Genomic DNA, 18,002 nt, shown 5'->3' on the forward strand with positions numbered 1-18,002 from the left:
TGTCGTCGCTCAGGTCTCGACACGCGCACGGATGGGCTCGACCGGCTGGACTCACGCGTGACGTTCCGTCATCCTGGGGTCCGTCTCGCGATCACTGGGTTCGGCGAGGCTTCGAATGTGGGGGGAACACACCGTGCGCAAGACCACCGCTCGACTCGCAGCCGCCGGGGCTCTGACGGTCGCCGTCATCGGCTCGACCGGCGGCGCCGCCTTCGCCGGCAACTACGCGCCGGCCACGCCGACGCCGTCCGTCTCGGACGTCGTCACGCCGTCCGCCAGCCCGACCACCGGCGGGTCGACCCCGTCGGCCTCCGTCTCGCCCTCCGTCTCCGGGGTCGCGACGACCACCAGCCGCACCAGCACCCCGGGTGCCGTCGCCGACAGCGGTGACGAGCTGGCCTACACCGGCGCCGACGTCCTGCCCTGGGCGGCCGCCGGCACCGTGCTCGTCCTCGGTGGCGCCGCGATGGTCGTGGCCGGTCGCCGCAAGCCGGGCCGCTCGCACTGACGCGACACCGAACGCAGGAGGGCCGCCAGGAGATCCTGGCGGCCCTTCCTCGTGGTCCGTGATCGCATCCAGGTTCCGGTCCTGCCCGTATCATGTCCAGTGTCACCTGGGCAGCCGAGCCGGTCGCTCACGTGGCAGCGACCTCGTGGAGATCTGCTGAGGCTCCGGCAAGGCCTCAGGAACGTGCCTCGATGAGCTCATCGAGTTGGTGGTCGAAAGAGGCGGCGACAGCCTCCCATGTGAAGTTGTCCACGAGCCGCGCCCTCCCGTGGTCCGCGAGGCGCTCGCGCAGCCCGCGGTCCTCCGCCATGCGCCGCAAGGTCTGGGCCAGTTCGATGGGTGAGTTGGGCCTAGCCAGCAGCGCTGTCTCGCCGTCCGCGACCACCGACGGGATCGCCCCGATGTCGGCACTGACGACCGCCATGCCGGATGCCCACGCCTCGAGGAAAACGGTGGGGAAAGCATCATTCGCGGTCGTCGGGTAAGTGATCATAACTTCTGCTTCACGCAGCAGGTCGAACTTCCGAGCTCCTTCAGCATGACCGACGAAGGTGACGAATCGCTCGAGGCCCAGCGCCTCCGCCTCCCGCTCGTACCGGGTACGACTGTCACCGTCACCGATGACCACAAGATCCACGTCCAAAACGCCGTACAGCTGCCGGTAGCTGTCCAGTGCCTGCAGCACGAGACTCAGCCCTTTCCAGCCATGGGTGGCGTCCAGTCGAGCCAGGAACGCCGCGGTGAACCTCTGCTCCCGGAGTCGATGAGCGACGGGAGCCACGAGACGTCCATTGAGCGCGTTGGGGAGCACATCCACGGTGCGCCCTGAACGTTCCTGCAGTCGGTCGGCCACGAAGGGGGATACCGCCAAGACCTGATCCGCTCGACGCAGGAGACCTCGCTCGACCAATCCGTAAATGGAGATCAGCACGTTTAGCAGGCGTGCGTCGTCCTTGAGCAGAGAGGCTGCGTGGTAAGTGACGACGAGCGGCACTGGGCTCTGAGCAGCCACCAGGTCGGCCAATCCCGGAACGGGTGTGTGAACGTTGATGACGTCGAACTTCTCCCGCGCGAGGAACTGACGGACCCAGAACGGCCAAAGAGGGTGCAGTGGCGTGTACGACACCTTGAACAGCACCGGCAACCTGAGAACGGAGACGCCTTCCACTGCATCCTGCGCGGGGCGCTTGAGCCCAAGGGAACCCGTGGTCAAGACCGTCACCCGGCATCCCCTGGCGCTCATGGCCTTGGCGAGCCCCAGTACATAGCTTTCCACACCGCCGACAGCCGGCGGGAAGTACGCGGAGACGATGAGGAGTCTCTTTCCATTCCCGGAGCGGCGGGCCGATTCAGTCTGACCTTGGGGCACGAAGGCCATTGAACCACACCGGAAGCCCTGAAACGGGAGTTACCCGACGTTCGCTTGACGAAAAGCCGCGTACGCTGGTTTAGGCGAACCATCGACCCGACGAAGGCCGAAGAAGTTCTCGATGGTCGAAGAGTTCTGACCCAGGTCTTTCCATGAGTACCAGTACAAGCCTCCGATCCTCGGGTCCGCCTTGATGGTGCGGATGACATCCTCGGCCATCTTCGCCTGGAGCTGTTCGGTCACGTGGGTCGTCGTGCTCGGAATTGCCCCGGGCAATCCTCCGGATGCGGTGCCCGGGCCGCCGGTCGGCGCACCGAACTCCGTGATCCAGATCTGCACACCCCGAACTCCGAAACGGTCCAGAACAGCCTTCAACTCCCCGATCTGACTCCAGGGCGTCTTCCACGTCGCCTGCAGGCTCGGCAGGAAGGGAAAAGTGTAGGGGTGGAAAGCAACGCCGTCAAAGGTCTTGCCGGTCTGAGCCACTACCTGGGCCAGGAAGTCGGCAGCTCCCAACCTGCCCTGCCCGGCTGGTGCCGCCGTGAGCCCACCCATCAGGACCCGCGCGCTCGGGTCCACGGCGCGAATGGCCGTCCTTGCATCCCGCAGGAGCTTCGCGTACGCCCGAGGGTTGACGGCAGGTGCCCAGAAGGCCGGGGCGTTCTGTTCGTTCCACACTTCCCACTGGTGAACACCCAGGGGGCCGTACCGGGCGCTCGCCGCTCGAGCGAACTTCGCGAAAGCAGCGGTATCCGCCGGCGCGCACTTGTCGCCGCTCGTGCAGCCGGCGGGGCGCGCCCAGGTGGGGGTGTACGCCAGGATGGGCAGCACGGTCAGCTTTCTACTCCGGGCGGCGGCGACGACTCGGTCGAAACGACTCCAGTCGAATGCATCCGGGCCGGCTGTCTGCACCTCGGACCAGCTGAGGTCGGCGCGCACGGACGTCACACCAAGAGCCGCGGCGTCATCGAACGCAGCCGTCAGCTGCTCCGCGGGCATCCAGGACAAGGTCCCCCCGAACGCCATCCCCACGGTCGGCGAGGTGGTCACCGGTGCTGCAGCGGTCGACGCACTTCCCGCCAGAGTCCTGTAGGTGCGCGGCCCACGGGTGTCCTCGACACTCGCTGCAGCCGTCGTCGCCGACTGGCCCGACAACAGCAGCGCCATCGCGAAGAGGACGCAACCGCGAACGATCCGCCCGGCTGCCGACCCCCGAAGCGCATTACCTGAGCCCATGCCTCTGCATCGGCGACCGGCGTCAGCACCTTGAGCGGACTCCCGTCAGTCATGACGCGCGGCGTGAGGTGCTGGTGGGCGAACCACGTCTGCGAAGACTCCCACGAGGCCGCGAGCCTCCTCGTCGATGGAGAAGCGCTGCGCGGAACGGTGAGCCGCGATCCCCAGACGCTCAGCGAGAGAAGCATCAGCGAGCACCCGCAACAGGGCCTCCGAAAGGTCCTCGACATCACCGGGCTCGACGATTAGTCCGTTGACCTCGTGCTCCAACCAGTCGAACACCCCTCCGACGCCCGATGCCACCACGGGACGTCCAACGCTCAGCGCTTCGACCCCTGCCTTGCCGAAGGTCTCGGGCCACACGGACGGCATCGCCACCACCCTGCTGCGGGCATACAGGTCCGCCACACCGTCCAGGTCCAGTTGACCCAGGAAGCGGACGTGTTCGCCGAGCCCGAGATCTTCGACCATCCGCACCAGGTCCTCCTGGTAGGAGCCGGTCCCCGCGATCTCGAGGTGAACTTCCGGAAAGGACCTGCGCACGTGGGCGAGGGCGCGGATAAGGTAGTGGACTCCCTTCACCTTCTCGAGGCGCCCGGCGTAAGCGATCGTGGTCGACTCGGGGGTCAGCGGCCGAAATCCGTTGAGACGGATTCCGTTGTTCACGCGCCCGACCGGGCTGCGCCCCTCTTCCTGGAGCACTCCCTGCGTGTAAGTGCTGAAGGCGACAAAAGCGGAAACCCCGCGCAGAGCCAGCTCGAGCAGGGGCTTGCAGACAGCGCGCAGGTAGACGTAATGCACCCACCCGAGGGCGGAAAGACTGCTCAACGCGTAGGAGTCGCCGCGGAAGTCCGTCCGGGGTAGGCACCACGGCAGGAGTCTCTTTACGTAAATCTCCGGCCCATGGACGCACACCACCCTGGGGACGCCGCGTGCAGCGACGAGAGCGGCCGCCGTCGGCTCCCCCAGCACGTGGAAAGACACGACATCGGGCGCGAACTCCCGCACGCTGGCCCGCACGGTTGTGAAGGCGGAGTGGTTCCACGCGTGCTGGATCAAACGCCTCCACCCCCCCGTCGTCGGTTGCCGGAAGGTGCGGTCACTGAAGTGGTCAGGGCTCCATCGGCGGTCACTGGCCACGAGCATCACCTCGTGACCCTCTTCGACCAGGAGTTTCTTTATCTCCTGCAGGCCCGTCTCGACGCCACCTTCAGGCCAGCCAGCGCTGGTCACGAACATGATCCTCACTGGATCAACTCCCCTTCCTGCTGTTCCTGGCGAGACACCGCGAACGCTCCTGCGCGCGGCACCTGCCGCACTGCCCCCGACGCGGGGCGGGCAGAGCGCCGCACCAAACGGACCCTCATCGCTCGGAAGCCGACCATGCGTTGAAAATCACGCAACCCGTTGGGCAGGTAGCTGGGGGGAGTGCCGTCGAACACGAACGAGACTCCCTCCTTCCTCAGCTCCTCCACCATCGCGGCCGAGAGCATGTACCGAGCGTTGCTGAACGTGTTGCCGTGCCCGAGCGTTCGGAAGTACCGCAAGTAGGCGGCGCCGTTGGCGATCGGCAGGACAGCCAGCAGCAAGGGCTCACCCGACGGCCCGAAGCCGCCGAGCCAAAACCGGTGGCCCAGGATGCCGGCGTTCTGCGGACGGCTGTTCCGGTAGTTCGGGTCCGAGTGCTCCATCTCCACACGGTCGGCGAGCGCCAGCAGTTCCCGCCGCTCGACCGGGTCCTCGATGCGTCGGTAGGTGACACCGTCCCTCTGCGCCGCTCGGATCTTCCGCCGCAAGGTCTGCTTGCGCGCCCCGCTCAGGTAGTCGGATTGCGTTCCCGGGACCGCCAAAACAGACATCCCTATCCAGGAGGACCGCAGAACTCGGAAGAGAGGGACCTTGAGCGCCTCCTCGATGACCTTGGACTCCACGCCCCCGCCAGCGCGCCAACGCAGTAAAGGCAGCCTCGCGACGGCCACAGCGGCGCAGAGGACTCTCACCGGGTGCCTCGTGGAGTAGCGAAAGGCATTGTGACCTGAGGCTCTGCGCTGGTGGTAGAAGGTGGACAACGCAGCCTCGGTCGTTGCGGACTCGACCTCGCGGAGGAGTCGTCCCCCCCACTCCCCCACGGCGCGGACGCGGATCGTCCTCACGCAGCCTCCTCCAATGACGAAAATCCATGCTGACGTCGCCGGCGCATGTGACGAGCGATGAAAGCAGCGCCCAGTGCCCCCGACACGAGGTACCCCGAACTCCAGGCCAGGCCGGTGTACGTCAGATCGGCATCCTTGAATGCCAACGTCAGACCGACGGTGACGAGGCAGTACACCAGGTTGACAAGCATCATCGGACGCAGCAGGTTGAAGATGAGCAGGACGTTGGTGGCCCAACTCTGGAGAGCCACACCGATTGCTCCCACAGCCAGAACCTGCAGCAAGTTTCTGGCACCTTCGCTGTACTCGGAACCGAACAGGCTAAGGATCAATCCGCTCAGCAGGACGGTGACGAGACCCGCTGGCACCTGACTGAGCAGCATCAGCCAGGCTGCTCGCCTCACGAGCGCAGGGATGGGTGCCCCCTCCTGCGAGGCTTCTGCGAGGACTGCTTCCCCCACCGCGCGGGCCAGAGCGTATAGGAGCGTTGCGATCTGCAGCGCGACGGCGAAGTAGGCGGCCTCGGCCGCACCGTGATGGTGGACGACGATAACCGGGATCGCCATGGTGGGCAGCAGGGCGAACAGTCGGGCCGCGTAGTTGGACAGGGAGTACCGCCACTGATCCGCGACCGCGGTCCGTGCGTGCCCCATCTTCACCTTGAGTCCGAGCCTCGTCCGGATCAGGTACAAGGACAGGATCAGCGCAGCCGCGAAGCCGAGCCCTGTCGACATCACGATCCCCATGGTTCCCAGAGCGACGAGGAGCGGTGCCGCAGAGATCTTCACGAGTCCTGACAAGATCCCGTTGGCGACCACGTTGAACTGCGCTCGACGCAAGGACACGAAGACGAAATCGGTGAGGAGGTTCGCACTGGCGACCACCGCGCTGAGCAGGAACAAGGCAATGAGGAAGGGGTCACTCGTCAGGACGCTGAGCTCGCTCGAGAAGGTCAAGGCGACGATCAGGTAGACCCCGCCGGTGACGAGGCCTGCGAACGACACCACAGCGAGAGCCTGACCCACGAGTACGCCTCGTTGCGACGAGGCCGCGAGGAAGCGAAGCGTCGTACCGTCCATCCCGAGGAGTGCGACGTAGCAGAGCACTGACAGGGCTGCGGTGAGAGTGGTCGCGATCCCGACGTCGCTGGCCGAGTAGGCTCGGGCGACGATGACCCAGAAGACGAATCCCGTGCCAGCTGTGGCTGCCGCTGTCGCTACCGAGAAGACGGCTGTACGGAGGAGGTGGTCGAACGATCTCAGTGACACGCTGGTGACGTCCCTTGGAGTTGCGAGGCGATCCCGGACGACCGGGGACCAACCATTGCTGTTGGGCAGGACGCGCCGGCGTCAGGCCCGTCGGTCGGCTTCGGGGCTCACCTCACCCGTATACCTCAGCGCCCCCGTTCGCGTATAGGAGATCCTTTTCTCGATCGAGGAGCCCGAGCGGGTAACGGTAAGTGATCAAACTCCCCTTGAAGTTGATCGTCGAGATGCCCTTCTCCATCGTGGGAGTTCCGAGGAACACCAACGCGTCCGTCCGCACTAGAGGGGGGAAGATGTCTGTCGCCTTAGGCAGGGGTAGGACCGATCGCACACGGTTGATCGTGTATCGATCCGAGGAGATGTCCACCTGGACGTTGTCACGAGCAGACTTCTCCGCCTCTCGACGGAGCCACTCGGTACCTGCGATCTCCCGGGCGTTGACGTAGTAGATGTTGTAGTACAGCCCCGAGTTGTTGAGGTAGAGCTGCGGGGAGAAACCACCGAGGACCTGCGACGATGCGCCGGAGAGAGCCGGCAGGAGCCCGATCAGTAAGGCCGCAGGAAGCACTGCACCCGCCCGTCTGCCCAAGAGGCTGCAGAGCTGAGTCACGCCAAGAGCCATCACGGGTGCCAGCACGAGCAGGGCTTGCTGCAGGGCTCTGAAGACTCCGTACTCCACGGAGAGGGCGGGCAGGACGGCGATCACCGCAACCGTCGCTGCTCCCCCAACAGCGAGCCCGTACACCGCTCCTTGGTCGTTCCCGCCGGAGGAGCGTCGCCGCCAAGCCATGACGAGACCCAGCAGGATCAGGACCTGGAAGCCCGCGGCAGCCGACCGTTTCACGGTGTAGCTCACCGTGTAGAGGTCGACTCCCCGGTCCTGGATCAGCCTGCCCACCGGGCTCACGGGCACCACTTCCTCCGGCGCCTTGGTCACCGGGTAGGCCGAGAGGACGTCCAGCGGGAGGTACTGCCCTTGCGCTCGCTCGGCGGCAGTACCGCTCAGCGACTCCTCCTCGTACTCGGCGAGTAGCTCATCGTTGCTCGGCCTAGCCGCTGACCACAGCGCGTACGAAGTGTCGGCGGAACGATCCGCCGGGGACCCGGTCAGCTGTGCGACCGTCGCACTCAAGGATTCACGGACCTGCCCACCGGTGTGCGTGACGGGGCCGGCCCATAAGTAGGCCGCTGCCGCGAGCACTGCGACCTCGAGTAGTCCGAATCCGAACCTCCCGCCCAGCGCGTTCTGGACCCGGGAGTCGTTCCGCCGGCCCACGGGCAGCCTCAGGCCGACCATTCGCACACAGAGAGCGCCCAGCATGATCAGGATGAGGACGTAGGTCGTCGAGTAGTGGGAGAGGACGCTGGCGATCGAGAGGCACGTGATGGTCGCGCGACGAAGCCAGAGCGGCCAGTCCACCTGAACAGCGACAGCCACCAATAACCCGACGAAGAAGAGCGCAACCTCCTGGCGGACCAGGAAAGGCATGTCGTTGTAGTACGTGGGAAAGATCATGAAAAAGGTCGCACCCAGTACGGACATCTTCCGCCCCAGGAACCTTCGACCGATGAGGTAGACCACGATCGGGCACAGGGCGAACAGCAATTGAGCCAAGACTTTGAAGATGTACAAGCCGGGGAGGCCAGTGATGTTCTCGATGACCGTCGGGAGAATTGTGATGCTCAGGCAGGCGTTGTAGGCGTTGCGGAAGCTCGTGACGTTCCAGGCTCCAGCCGCGTTGGTGTAGGTGAACATCTGGTACTCGAACTGGATGTCGTGGCCTGTGATGAACCAGCCGCGAAGAGAGGTCATGAGCAGCAGCGCGACACCTGCGGTGTAGATGCAGGAGATGACCACGATCTCGCGGACTCGAGCGGCAAGGACGACCAGCAGGACGAGCAGGACGAGGACCAGGGCCAGCATCACCAGCGTGACGTTGCCCGACAGGCCGTTGTTCAGGCGTGTAGGACCGGCGATGGAGAGGACCAGGACGATCGCACTGAGAGCTGCGAGCCACCGCTCCCCGCCCGACAAGGGGATCCTCCCGCCGCGAGGAAGGCCGGGCGTCGCATCGCGTCGCCAAGCGGTGAGCGCGACCGCCACCACGTTGGCGACGACGAGAAGCGGGACCTTCGAAAGGGGACGATCGATTCCGGCCAGGGGCAAGACGTAGTTCATGACGAGAGCGGGGATGACGAGCAGCAGGAGAGACCCCGCGATGCTCAGGAGCAGCGCGAGCAGACCCCGGTCGGGCCACGGGACCTTCGAGAACAGGAGGAGGGTGGGTAGAGCGATGAGCAGCCAGACACCACCGGCAACGTTGAGCGGTGTCCAAGGGGAGACCACGAGCACGTTGCCCACGACGATGGTGATCGCAAGGGCGACCAGAGGACGGAGAGGTGCACGGCCGACGACCGCCAGAGCGTGACCGCTGACGGGCGGTTCGTCTTCCGTCTCAGAGCTCATGACGCTTGATCTCCATCTTCTTCACCGAACTGGGCAGTGTCGCGCGGCGAGTCCGCCGCCCAGCGCTCAAGAGGACTCTCGACTTTCCACCGAGGCGTGGATGAGCAGCGACTGCTCGGGCAACGTCACCACGACCTTCAAAGGACCTGATGGTTGAGCCCCCGTCTTGAGGGTCGCCTGCACCACTTCAGACTGACCCGGTTCGAGTACACCGGTCCGCCCTCGGAGAGCATCCACAGTGGTGGTGCCGTCGATGAGATCGGCGCTGTAGAAGAATGTCTTGGGTTCCTCGTAGTGGCTTGATACGACGATCTCGACGAGAGTTTCGCCACGCGCCTCCTCGAGCCGAGGGGCAGATCCGAAGGAGAGCTCGACGAAGTCTCGCGGGCGTTCCGTGAAGGAAAGACTGAGTTGCCGCGATATCGGGGATCTCCAAACGGTTCCCGCCACGATCAGCACTACAAGGATCAGGAGGGCAGCAGGCAACTTGCGTCGCGACAGGAGTGCCCCCGGCAGGACGCTCCTAACTTTCGAGAGCATGCTTGAAACCTACTCGCCGAGGTTCCCCTCGGTCCAACTCGAGTCGGCGAGGATTGGTTCTCTCGTGTTGGTCAACGAGGACTCAGTCCAGGGCCAACGCCTTGCTCGCGGTCGTGACGTTCTCAAGGCTGACTGCGGGCTCAGGCAGGACGATCACAGAGGCATTCGCCGAGACGCGACGGGCGCGGACCCGGTGCGCCAGCAACTGCCAACCATTCTGGAGTCCGTCCTTGGTCGCATTGAGCTTCACCTGACCGCCACGAGTGCGGTACTCGATCGAGACCTCTCCGCAACAAAAGCCCTTGAGGAACGCCTCGTTTTTGATCTCCTGCGAGAACTGCATCCCGTTCGAACGGACGTCTAGGTGCTCCCAGATCGCCCGGCGGAAGATCCACATCCCCGACTGACTGTCCCGGAAGGGGGACCGCGGGAAGAGAGTCTTGCTCGCAGCAGTCAGGAGGTGGTTGCCGACGATGTGGGAGGTCTTCATCGCGGAATGGTTCGCACGACCCAGTCGATTCGTCGACATGAAATCGAACCCCTGAAGCTCGAGCTCCAGGATCAACGTGGGGAGCGCATCGAAGGGGTAGGTGCAGTCCGCGTCGCCCGTAGCGATGACATCCCCGGTCGCTGCGGCGAAACCTGCGTGGTAGGCGTTTCCGTAGCCTCGATTCGGCTGGTGGACCACGATGGCCCCCAGTTCGGCCGCAATTCTCGCCGTTCCGTCCGTCGAGGCGTTGTCCACTACGATCACTTCCAGGTCCCACCCCTGCTGCCGCAGCGCCTCGGCAGGAATCTGACCGAGAACCCGCGGCATGTTGGGCTCTTCATTCAGCGCAGGAATGACTACGGACAATTTCATGACTCCCCCAATTTCACGCAAAAGCGCGCAAGACCGCGATCGACTACTGCTAAATCTTCACAGCCACGTCACGAGCCCAGCAACCAGAACGCCAAAATGTGAGGGGGGTCACAGTCAAAACCTGCCCCTAGACCTTGATTTTGCGTCTCCCGGAACCTGATGGAGCATTCTTGTGACGCGAGGTGTCAGCCCGACTACATACTGTTAATAGTTTCAACTGAACACTCGTTCCCTCAGCGCCCCTGTCCTAACCGAGCTCTTTCCAGGAGCGGCGTGAGGGTCGCATCCCGTCACGTCGTGCGGCCGTGCTGGAGGTGCAGCACGACGAGCACCGCAGCGGTGACGACCCCAATCCATCACGGACAGGGCGTCACCTTGTGCCGAGCCCGGTAGTTCTTCAACCAAGCATTGCCCTGCTCCGCGGGCGCGGATGTGGGCGGGGACGAGGTTGAACCGGCGTTCGTCCTCGGACAGCTCCCGGTCCTCGACCGTCTTGTGCGGGCAGGTGAGGTGGTGGTGTTCATCTTCGCAGCTCAGCTCAGCGAGGACCTCGCGGCCGGCGGCGGTGAACTCCTCCGGAGCGGGCAGCAGGTCGACCGGATCCTTGCGCAGGTGGTGTCGTGCTCACGGCCGGAGCGCACCGCTGAGACGTAAATCGACCATTCAACGGAGGCGGTGAGGACTTGGACGTCGCCGCCGTGGCGGTGACGAGGGCGCCGTTGCCGCGGGCCAGGTCAGCGATGCGGGTCGCGTCCAGCAGGTAACGGCAGATCAGGACCGCGTGGGCGAAGACCCCCGGGGCCCGGCGTCCGGTGCGGGTGCCCAGGTGGAGGCGCTGGCGTTGCAGGAGTGCGGCGATGTGCTGGACAGTGGTCCGGGAGGTGAGCAGGACGGCGGTATAGGTGGCAAGATCAGGCACGGTGGAGCTCCGATAGCGCAGGTTGCTGCAGGAGGCTTTCCGTTTACCGGGGTTCCACCCCTGGCCGCCACCTCGGTCCTTGCGGCGGCATCGCCGACGTCACCGTCCGTGATCGTCAGGCCGCTACCGAGAAGAGCTCACTGAGCACTCCGACAACCAGCCGTCAGGACGGTGCACTCTTGAAGGTCGTTCTCATCAGCACGTACTTCCCTCCGCACCTCGGAGGAGTCGAAGTCGTGGCAGCCGATCTCGCTTCGGCCCTTGTCCGCGCCGGTCACGACGTGACCGTCGTGACCACCGGACGCTCCGCCGAGACGGGAGCGCACGAAGTGATGGACGGCTACCGCATCGTCCGGCTCTCCGCTTGGAACGGCATCGAGGAACGCACGGGCATACCGTTCCCCCTCTTGAGTCCATCGGCCCTCGAGGTGCTTCACCAGCTGATCTGTTCCGCCGACGTCGTGCACGTCCACGACTTCCTTTACCCCCCGTGCCACGCAGGGATCGCTCTCACTGCGCTGACGGGCCGACCGCTGGTCCTGAGCCTGCACGTCGCCCGGGTTCCCCACACCAACCCCCTGACTCAACTGGCACAAGGTCTCATCGCCGCCAGCATGGGGAGGTTTGCGGTCAAACGTGCTGCTCGAGTGATCGTGCACAACGAGAACGTCGCCGCTTTCGCCGAAAAGCTGGGAGCCCCTCCCCGCCGGATCAAGCTCGTCCGGACAGGCGTGTCCGTGTCGGAGTTCACCCCCTCCACTCATAAGGAGAAACGCGCCGCCCTCGTGCGCTTCGGGCTACCGCTGGATCGCCCGGTGGTCCTCTTCGTCGGGCGACTGGTTCCGAAGAAGGGGTACCTGCAAGTGATCGAGGCAACGAGCCCCGACATCCACCTGGCGCTGGCAGGCAGTGGGTCACTGGATGGCGTGGTTGATCACGTGACGTGGCTGGGACCGGTCGCGCGGGGCAAACTCGTGGAGTTGTACCGGGCAGCGAGCGTCCTGGTGGCTCCTTACGATCGTGAACCGTTCACTCTCGTGCTCCAGGAAGCCATGGCCAGCGGCATCCCCGTCATCACTACCGAAGAAGCGGAGTACCACGCTGCCGGCTTGGGCTTCCCTGCCGTCAAATTCGCTCGACGAACCAGCTCTGCCCTTCGGTCGGCCATCGACGAGGTCATGGGGGACGCTTCCTTGGCGGTCACCATGGCCCGAGCGGCTCGCCGCTACGCCGAAGAAAACTTCGACAAGAGGTTGCACGTACAGGCCGTGCTGGAAGCCTACGTCACGGCGGTCCGTCCGCGACGGCATCACGCGCGTGAAGGCGACGCTGAGGCTGGGCTTCGGCACCATTGAAGAGGAGGAACCCTCTCACCCCACCAGCAGGTCCGGCAACCCATCCCACACCCCCGCGGGGACAGCGCGGGGCCGACGTGGCGCCGCACCGGCGCAGGGACGCGCCCAGACAGCGTCAGCGGCGCCGGGCACTCGGTGGAGAACATCGCGACGGTCGCCGGCCACCCCCGCTCGGCGAGCGCCTGCCGCAGGTTCCCGCAGGACGGCACGCCGTCGTCGGGTGGGGTATCAGCACGATCCATCGGGAGGGCCCGCGGACGTCGAGGTGTCGATGACAGGCTGGCCGTCGTGCACACCGCTCATCCTGCCGCTCACACTCCCACGAGCCGCCGGTAAGCGCAGGTTGCTGTAGGGGGCTCTCCGTCTACCGGGGTTCCACCCCTGGCCGCCACCTCGGTCCTCGCGGCGGCATCGCCGACGTCACCGTCCGTGATCGTCAGGCCGCTACCGAGAGGAGCGCACCAGGGATGCGCGTTCAAGCCGGGGCGTGGAACTTCTGCTGCGCCGCTTCGAACCCCTTGATGACGAGCTCCTCCACCGCGTCGGCGGCGTCCATCACCAGGAACGGCATGTCCTTCTTCTCCGTGCTGGAGAACTCCTTGAGCACGAAGTCGGCCGGGTCCTGCCGGCCGGGCGGGCGGCCGATGCCGACGCGCACCCGGGCGTAGTCCTTGTCGCCCAACGACTTGGAGATGGATCGGAGGCCGTTGTGGCCGCCTTCGCCGCCGCCGCGCTTGAGGCGCACGGAGCCGAAGGGGACGTCGAGCTCGTCGTGGACGACGACGAGGTGCTCGACGTCGACGTCGAAGTACTTCGCCAGTCCGGCCACGGGGCCGCCGGAGACGTTCATGTAGGACGTGGGCGCCGCGAGGACGACCCGCGGCCCCGGCGCCCCGCCGGGCGCGACGCCGAGGCGGACCTCGGCGGTGCGCGCGCCCGTGCGGTGGCGCTTGAAGGACCCCCGCGTGCGCGACGCCAGCTCGTCGAGCACCATCTGGCCGACGTTGTGCCGGGTGCGCTCGTACTCGGCGCCGGGGTTGCCCAAGCCGACGACGAGCCAGGCGTCGCTCACGGGATCAGTGCCTCAGCGGTCGAGGCTCAGGCGTTCTCGCCCTCGACCGGGGTGTGCTCCTCGCGCACGATGCCGGCGTCGGCCTCGAGGGCCTCCAGCTCGGCCTCGGCCTGGGCGGCGGTCGCGGCGGCGGTGATGACGACGACGAGCTGCTCGGGGTCACCGGCGAGGGTGGTGCCCTCGGGGAGGGTCACGTCGGAGGCCGCGACGTGCGTGCCGGCGGTCAGGCCCTCGACGGAGACGGTGACGGCGGTGGGGATGGCGGCGGCGTCGGCCTCGACGGAGAGGGTGTTCAGCTCCTGCTGGACGACGGTCTCGGGGGCGGCGTCGCCCTCGACGTGCAGCGGCACGTCGACGGTGACCTTCTCGCCGCGGCGCACGACGAGCAGGTCGACGTGCTCGATGAAACCCTTGATCGGGTCGCGCTGGACGTCCTTCGGCAGCACCAGGTGCGAGGTGCCGTCCACGTCGATGTCGAGCAGCACGTTGGAGTTGCGCAGCGCGATCATGGTCTCGTGGCCCGGCAGCGTCACGTGCACCGGCGCCTCGCCGTGGCCGTAGACGACCGCGGGGATCTTGCTGGCGCGGCGGATGGTGCGGGCGGCGCCCTTGCCGAAGCTGGTGCGGACCTCGGCGGTGAGCTTGGTCTCGGCCATGGTGGATCTCCTCGTTCTCGGGGCTTCCTGATTTCGACCCCGGGAGGACGCGACGGCGCGAACATCGTCCACTCCACCGCGTCGATCACGGTGACGCTCGCGCGTCACCCTCGCCGAGGCAACCGCGCACCAGCATAACGGCTCGCCGGGGTCGCCCCCGACGAGCCGCCGTCGCTCAGCGGCGACCGCTCAGCTGTGGCCGTCGAACAGGCTGGTGACCGACCCGTCGTCGAAGACCTCGCGGATCGCGCGGGCCAGCAGCGGGGCGATGGAGAGCACCTTCAGCTGCGGGAACTGCTGGGACTCGCTGATCGGCAGCGTGTTGGTCACCACGAGCTCGGAGATCGGCGAGTTCTTCAGCCGGTCCACCGCCGGGCCGGACAGCACGGCGTGGGTGGCGGTGGCGATGACGTCGGCGGCGCCGTTGGCCTTGAGCGCCTCGGCCGCCTGGACGATGGTGCCGGCGGTGTCGATGAGGTCGTCGACGAGGACGCAGGTGCGGCCCTCGACGTCACCGACGACCTCGTGCACCTTGACCTGGTTGGGCACGTTGGGGTCGCGGCGCTTGTGGATGATCGCCAGCGGGGCGCCGAGGCGGTCCGACCACAGGTCGGCCACCCGCACGCGCCCGGCGTCCGGGGACACGATGGTGATGTTGGAGCGGTCGACGCGCTTGCCGACGTGGTCGGCCAGCAGCGGCAGCGCCCACAGGTGGTCGACGGGACCGTCGAAGAAGCCCTGGATCTGGGCGGTGTGCAGGTCGACGGACATGAGGCGGTCCGCGCCGGCGGTCTTGAACATGTCCGCGATGAGGCGGGCCGAGATCGGTTCGCGCCCGCGGCCCTTCTTGTCCTGGCGGGCGTAGCCGTAGAACGGGGCGACCACGGTGATCCGCTTGGCCGACGCGCGCTTGAGCGCGTCCACCATGATCAGGTGCTCCATGATCCACTGGTTGACGTTCGAGGTGTGGCTCTGGATGACGAACGCGTCGGAGCCGCGGACGCTCTCCTCGAACCGGACGTAGATCTCGGAGTTGGCGAAGTCGTAGGCGCTCGTGGGGACGAGTTCGGCACCCAGGGCGGCCGACACCTCCTCCGCGAGCTCCGGGTGCGCCCGTCCGGAGATGAGCACCATCCGCTTCTCGCCCGTGGTGGTGATTCCGGTCATGGCTGGATCTCCCTGTCCGTGCTGGCGGTGGTGCCAGTGCTCTCGTCGTTCGCCCGCTGCGCCGCTTCGGCGGCGGGAGTTCCTGGGCGCTTGGCGAGGGTCCAGCCCTCGAGGTTGCGCTGGGGGGCCACGTTGATCGCGAGCGCCCCGGCGGGGACGTCCTTGCGGATCACGGTGCCGGCCCCGGAGTAGGCGCCGTCGCCCACGGTGACGGGGGCCACGTACATGTTGTCCGAGCCCATCCGCACGTGGTCGCCGACGGTGGTGCGGGCCTTGTTCACCCCGTCGTAGTTCACGAAGACCGACGCGGCCCCGATGTTGGAGTGCTCGCCGATGGTGGCGTCGCCGACGTAGGAGAGGTGGGGCACCTTCGAGCCGCGCCCGATGGTGGCGTTCTTCGTCTCGACGAAGGTGCCGATCTTGCCCTCGGCCCCCAGCCGGGTGCCCGGCCGCAGGAACGCGAAGGGGCCGACCTGCGCGCCCTCCCCGACGACCGCGGAGGAGCCGTGGGTGCGTTCGACGAGCGCCCCGGCGCCGACCTCGACGTCGGTGAGGGTGGAGTCGGGTCCGACGACGGCGCCGGTGGCGACGCGGGTGGTCCCGTGCAGCTGCACCCCGGGACGGATCGTCACGTCGGGGGCGAGCTCGACGTCGGCGTCGATCCAGGTGGTGGCCGGGTCGGCGATCGTGACCCCGGCGAGCATCCAGCGCCGCAGGGTGCGGCGGTTGGCCTCGGCGGCGAGGTCGGCCAGCTGGGCGCGGTCGTTGACGCCGCGGATCTCCCACTCGTCCTCGAGGGCGAGTGCCTCCACCCGCCCGCCGGCGGCGCGGACCAGGGACAGGACGTCGGTCAGGTAGACCTCGCCGGCGGCGTTGTCGCGCCCGACCCGGCCGAGGGACTCGCGCAGGGCCGCGGCCTCGAAGGCGTAGACCCCGGAGTTGACCTCCCGCACGGCGAGCTGCTCGGCGGTGGCGTCCTTCTGCTCGACGATCCCCGTCACGCCCGTCCCGTCGCGCAGCACCCGGCCGTACCCGGTGGGGTCCGCCAGCAGCGCGGTGAGCACGGTCACGGCGTTGCCGCCGGCGGCGTGGGCGCCCGCGAGCCGCTGCAGCGTCGCGCTCGACAGCAGCGGCACGTCGCCGTAGGTGACGAGCACGGTGCCGGAGAGGTCGGCGGGGAGGGCCTCCAGCGCGCACTGGACGGCGCGGCCGGTGCCGGGGACGTCGTCCTGCAGGGCGACGAGGACGGAGGGGAAGTCCCCGGCCAGCGCCTCCCGCACCCGGTCGGCCTGGTGGCGCAGCACGACGACGAGGTGCTCGGGGGCGGTCCCCCGCGCGGCGCGCAGGGCGTGCCCGACCAGCGGACGACCCCCCAGGGGGTGCAGGACCTTCGGGGTGGCCGACCTCATGCGGGTGCCCTCGCCCGCGGCGAGGACGATCACAGCTGCGGGGACGGCGGGCTGGGTGGTCACGCGGGGCGCGCTCCTAGCGGCTCGGGTGGCGTCGGAGGACGTGCCGAGGATAACGGCCCCCGCAGGCGGCGACGGACACCCGCAGAGCTCCCGGGAGAGGATTCGAACCCCTACTGGACGGGACCAAAACCCGCCGTGCTGCCGTTACACCACCCGGGACAGCTGTCGCCGGACCATCCTGCCAGTCCCGGTCCGCGCGCCGGTCCCCACCCGTGCGACCACCCGTCCGGCGCAGCAGGCAGGATGGGGTGGTGACGGCAGCCGCGAGCGGACGGTCCCGGTCCCGCATGACCGGCGGCGAGCGCCGGGAGCAGCTCATCGGGGTCGGGCGCGGCCTGTTCGCGGCCAAGGGCGTCGAGGGCACGACGGTCGAGGAGATCGCCGCGGCGGCGGGCGTGTCCAAGCCGGTCGTGTACGAGCACTTCGGCGGCAAGGAGGGTCTCTACGCCGTCGTGGTGGACCGGGAGATCGCCGCCCTGCTGGGGTCCATCACCCGCTCGCTGTCGGGGCGCGGCAGCCCGCGCACGCTGCTGGAGCGGGCCACCATCGCCCTGCTCGACTACATCGAGGGCTCCACCGACGGGTTCCGCATCCTGGTCCGCGACTCCCCCGTCACCCAGACCACGGGCACCTTCGCGAGCCTGCTCTCCGACATCGCCCGCCAGGTCGAGCACCTGCTCGTGGACGCGTTCGCCGCGCGCGGCTACCCCCCGGAGCGGTCGGGGATGTACGCCCAGATGCTCGTGGGCATGGTCGCCATGACCGGTCAGTGGTGGCTGGACACCCGGGAACCGGACCGGGAGGAGGTCGCGGCGCACCTGGTCAACCTCGCCTGGAACGGGCTGACGGGACTGGACGCCGAGCCGCGCCTGTCGGCGCGGGCCCGGGACGCGGACGAACCGGAGCCGCCGCGTGAGCACGCCTGACGCCGTCCACGGCGCGGACGGGACGGCCGCACCCG

The 18,002-nt window shown here is 67.3% G+C and carries 15 protein-coding genes and 1 tRNA gene; 3 read left to right on the top strand and 13 right to left on the bottom strand.

What is annotated here, in order from left to right:
* Positions 1-133: 133 nt before the first annotated feature.
* A complete protein-coding gene (locus KRAD_RS05785) occupies positions 134-508 on the top strand; it encodes a hypothetical protein (RefSeq protein WP_157873489.1) in 375 nt (124 codons plus the stop codon).
* Between the two features lie 175 nt (positions 509-683).
* On the opposite strand, the gene KRAD_RS05790 is transcribed toward KRAD_RS05785, so the two are convergent.
* The 8 genes from KRAD_RS05790 to KRAD_RS05825 form a co-directional block, all read right to left on the bottom strand.
* Positions 684-1,877: a glycosyltransferase family 4 protein gene (locus KRAD_RS05790; RefSeq protein ID WP_203417500.1), complete on the bottom strand. Its 1,194-nt coding sequence runs from the start codon at positions 1,875-1,877 to the stop codon at positions 684-686.
* A gap of 39 nt (positions 1,878-1,916) precedes the next feature.
* Positions 1,917-3,044 (bottom strand): cellulase family glycosylhydrolase, encoded by a 1,128-nt coding sequence (locus KRAD_RS05795; protein WP_157873491.1) that lies wholly within the window; start codon positions 3,042-3,044, stop codon positions 1,917-1,919.
* Between the two features lie 114 nt (positions 3,045-3,158).
* Entirely contained in the window at positions 3,159-4,346 is a 1,188-nt protein-coding gene (locus tag KRAD_RS24005) for a glycosyltransferase family 4 protein (RefSeq protein WP_162145131.1), read from the bottom strand.
* 11 nt (positions 4,347-4,357) lie between these two features.
* Complete coding sequence (locus tag KRAD_RS05805; RefSeq protein WP_157873495.1) at positions 4,358-5,044, bottom strand: hypothetical protein; 687 nt, start codon at positions 5,042-5,044, stop codon at positions 4,358-4,360.
* Between the two features lie 218 nt (positions 5,045-5,262).
* Positions 5,263-6,273 carry an exopolysaccharide Pel transporter PelG gene (pelG, locus tag KRAD_RS05810; protein WP_157873497.1) on the bottom strand — a complete coding sequence of 337 codons (1,011 nt, stop codon included), beginning with the start codon at positions 6,271-6,273 and terminating at the stop codon, positions 5,263-5,265.
* A 373-nt stretch (positions 6,274-6,646) separates the two neighbouring features.
* Positions 6,647-8,998: a hypothetical protein gene (locus KRAD_RS05815; RefSeq protein WP_012084601.1), complete on the bottom strand. Its 2,352-nt coding sequence runs from the start codon at positions 8,996-8,998 to the stop codon at positions 6,647-6,649.
* A gap of 66 nt (positions 8,999-9,064) precedes the next feature.
* Positions 9,065-9,538, bottom strand: coding sequence for a hypothetical protein (locus KRAD_RS05820; protein ID WP_012084602.1), 474 nt, complete (start codon positions 9,536-9,538; stop codon positions 9,065-9,067).
* Positions 9,539-9,620: 82 nt separating this feature from the next.
* Positions 9,621-10,400, bottom strand: a complete 780-nt coding sequence (locus KRAD_RS05825; RefSeq protein WP_012084603.1) for a glycosyltransferase family 2 protein — start codon at positions 10,398-10,400, stop codon at positions 9,621-9,623.
* Between the two features lie 1,098 nt (positions 10,401-11,498).
* Here KRAD_RS05825 and KRAD_RS05835 point away from each other — a divergent pair.
* Positions 11,499-12,674, top strand: a complete 1,176-nt coding sequence (locus tag KRAD_RS05835; RefSeq protein WP_083781971.1) for a glycosyltransferase family 4 protein — start codon at positions 11,499-11,501, stop codon at positions 12,672-12,674.
* Positions 12,675-13,149: 475 nt separating this feature from the next.
* Here the strand turns inward: KRAD_RS05835 and pth are convergent, their stop codons facing one another.
* The 5 genes from pth to KRAD_RS05860 all read right to left on the bottom strand — a co-directional run bounded on the left by pth (position 13,150) and on the right by KRAD_RS05860 (position 17,200).
* Complete coding sequence (gene pth / locus KRAD_RS05840; RefSeq protein WP_012084606.1) at positions 13,150-13,746, bottom strand: aminoacyl-tRNA hydrolase; 597 nt, start codon at positions 13,744-13,746, stop codon at positions 13,150-13,152.
* Positions 13,747-13,772: 26 nt separating this feature from the next.
* Positions 13,773-14,402, bottom strand: a complete 630-nt coding sequence (locus KRAD_RS05845; RefSeq protein WP_012084607.1) for a 50S ribosomal protein L25/general stress protein Ctc — start codon at positions 14,400-14,402, stop codon at positions 13,773-13,775.
* A 189-nt stretch (positions 14,403-14,591) separates the two neighbouring features.
* A complete protein-coding gene (locus KRAD_RS05850) occupies positions 14,592-15,569 on the bottom strand; it encodes a ribose-phosphate diphosphokinase (protein ID WP_012084608.1) in 978 nt (325 codons plus the stop codon).
* Positions 15,566-17,041, bottom strand: coding sequence for a bifunctional UDP-N-acetylglucosamine diphosphorylase/glucosamine-1-phosphate N-acetyltransferase GlmU (gene glmU, locus KRAD_RS05855; protein WP_012084609.1), 1,476 nt, complete (start codon positions 17,039-17,041; stop codon positions 15,566-15,568). The genes KRAD_RS05850 and glmU overlap by 4 nt, the downstream gene beginning before the upstream one ends.
* An 87-nt stretch (positions 17,042-17,128) precedes the next feature.
* A tRNA-Gln gene (locus KRAD_RS05860) sits at positions 17,129-17,200 on the bottom strand.
* 128 nt (positions 17,201-17,328) lie between these two features.
* On the opposite strand from KRAD_RS05860, the gene KRAD_RS05865 reads away from it, so the two are divergent.
* The gene (locus tag KRAD_RS05865; RefSeq protein ID WP_049821083.1) at positions 17,329-17,967 is read left to right on the top strand and encodes a TetR family transcriptional regulator; all 639 of its coding nucleotides are present in this window, start codon (positions 17,329-17,331) and stop codon (positions 17,965-17,967) included.
* The last annotated feature ends 35 nt before the right edge of the window (positions 17,968-18,002 follow it).

The organism is Kineococcus radiotolerans SRS30216 = ATCC BAA-149 (genome assembly GCF_000017305.1).
Taxonomy (GTDB): domain Bacteria; phylum Actinomycetota; class Actinomycetes; order Actinomycetales; family Kineococcaceae; genus Kineococcus; species Kineococcus radiotolerans.

Excerpts from the sequence above, each read along its gene's own strand:
- KRAD_RS05795 (WP_157873491.1), bottom strand. The coding sequence starts at position 3,044 with ATGGCGCTGCTGTTGTCGGGCCAGTCGGCGACGACGGCTGCAGCGAGT.
- KRAD_RS05815 (WP_012084601.1), bottom strand. The coding sequence starts at position 8,998 with ATGAGCTCTGAGACGGAAGACGAACCGCCCGTCAGCGGTCACGCTCTG.
- KRAD_RS05820 (WP_012084602.1), bottom strand. The coding sequence starts at position 9,538 with ATGCTCTCGAAAGTTAGGAGCGTCCTGCCGGGGGCACTCCTGTCGCGA.
- KRAD_RS05825 (WP_012084603.1), bottom strand. The coding sequence starts at position 10,400 with ATGAAATTGTCCGTAGTCATTCCTGCGCTGAATGAAGAGCCCAACATG.
- KRAD_RS05845 (WP_012084607.1), bottom strand. The coding sequence starts at position 14,402 with ATGGCCGAGACCAAGCTCACCGCCGAGGTCCGCACCAGCTTCGGCAAG.
- KRAD_RS05850 (WP_012084608.1), bottom strand. The coding sequence starts at position 15,569 with ATGACCGGAATCACCACCACGGGCGAGAAGCGGATGGTGCTCATCTCC.
- KRAD_RS05865 (WP_049821083.1), top strand. The coding sequence starts at position 17,329 with ATGACCGGCGGCGAGCGCCGGGAGCAGCTCATCGGGGTCGGGCGCGGC.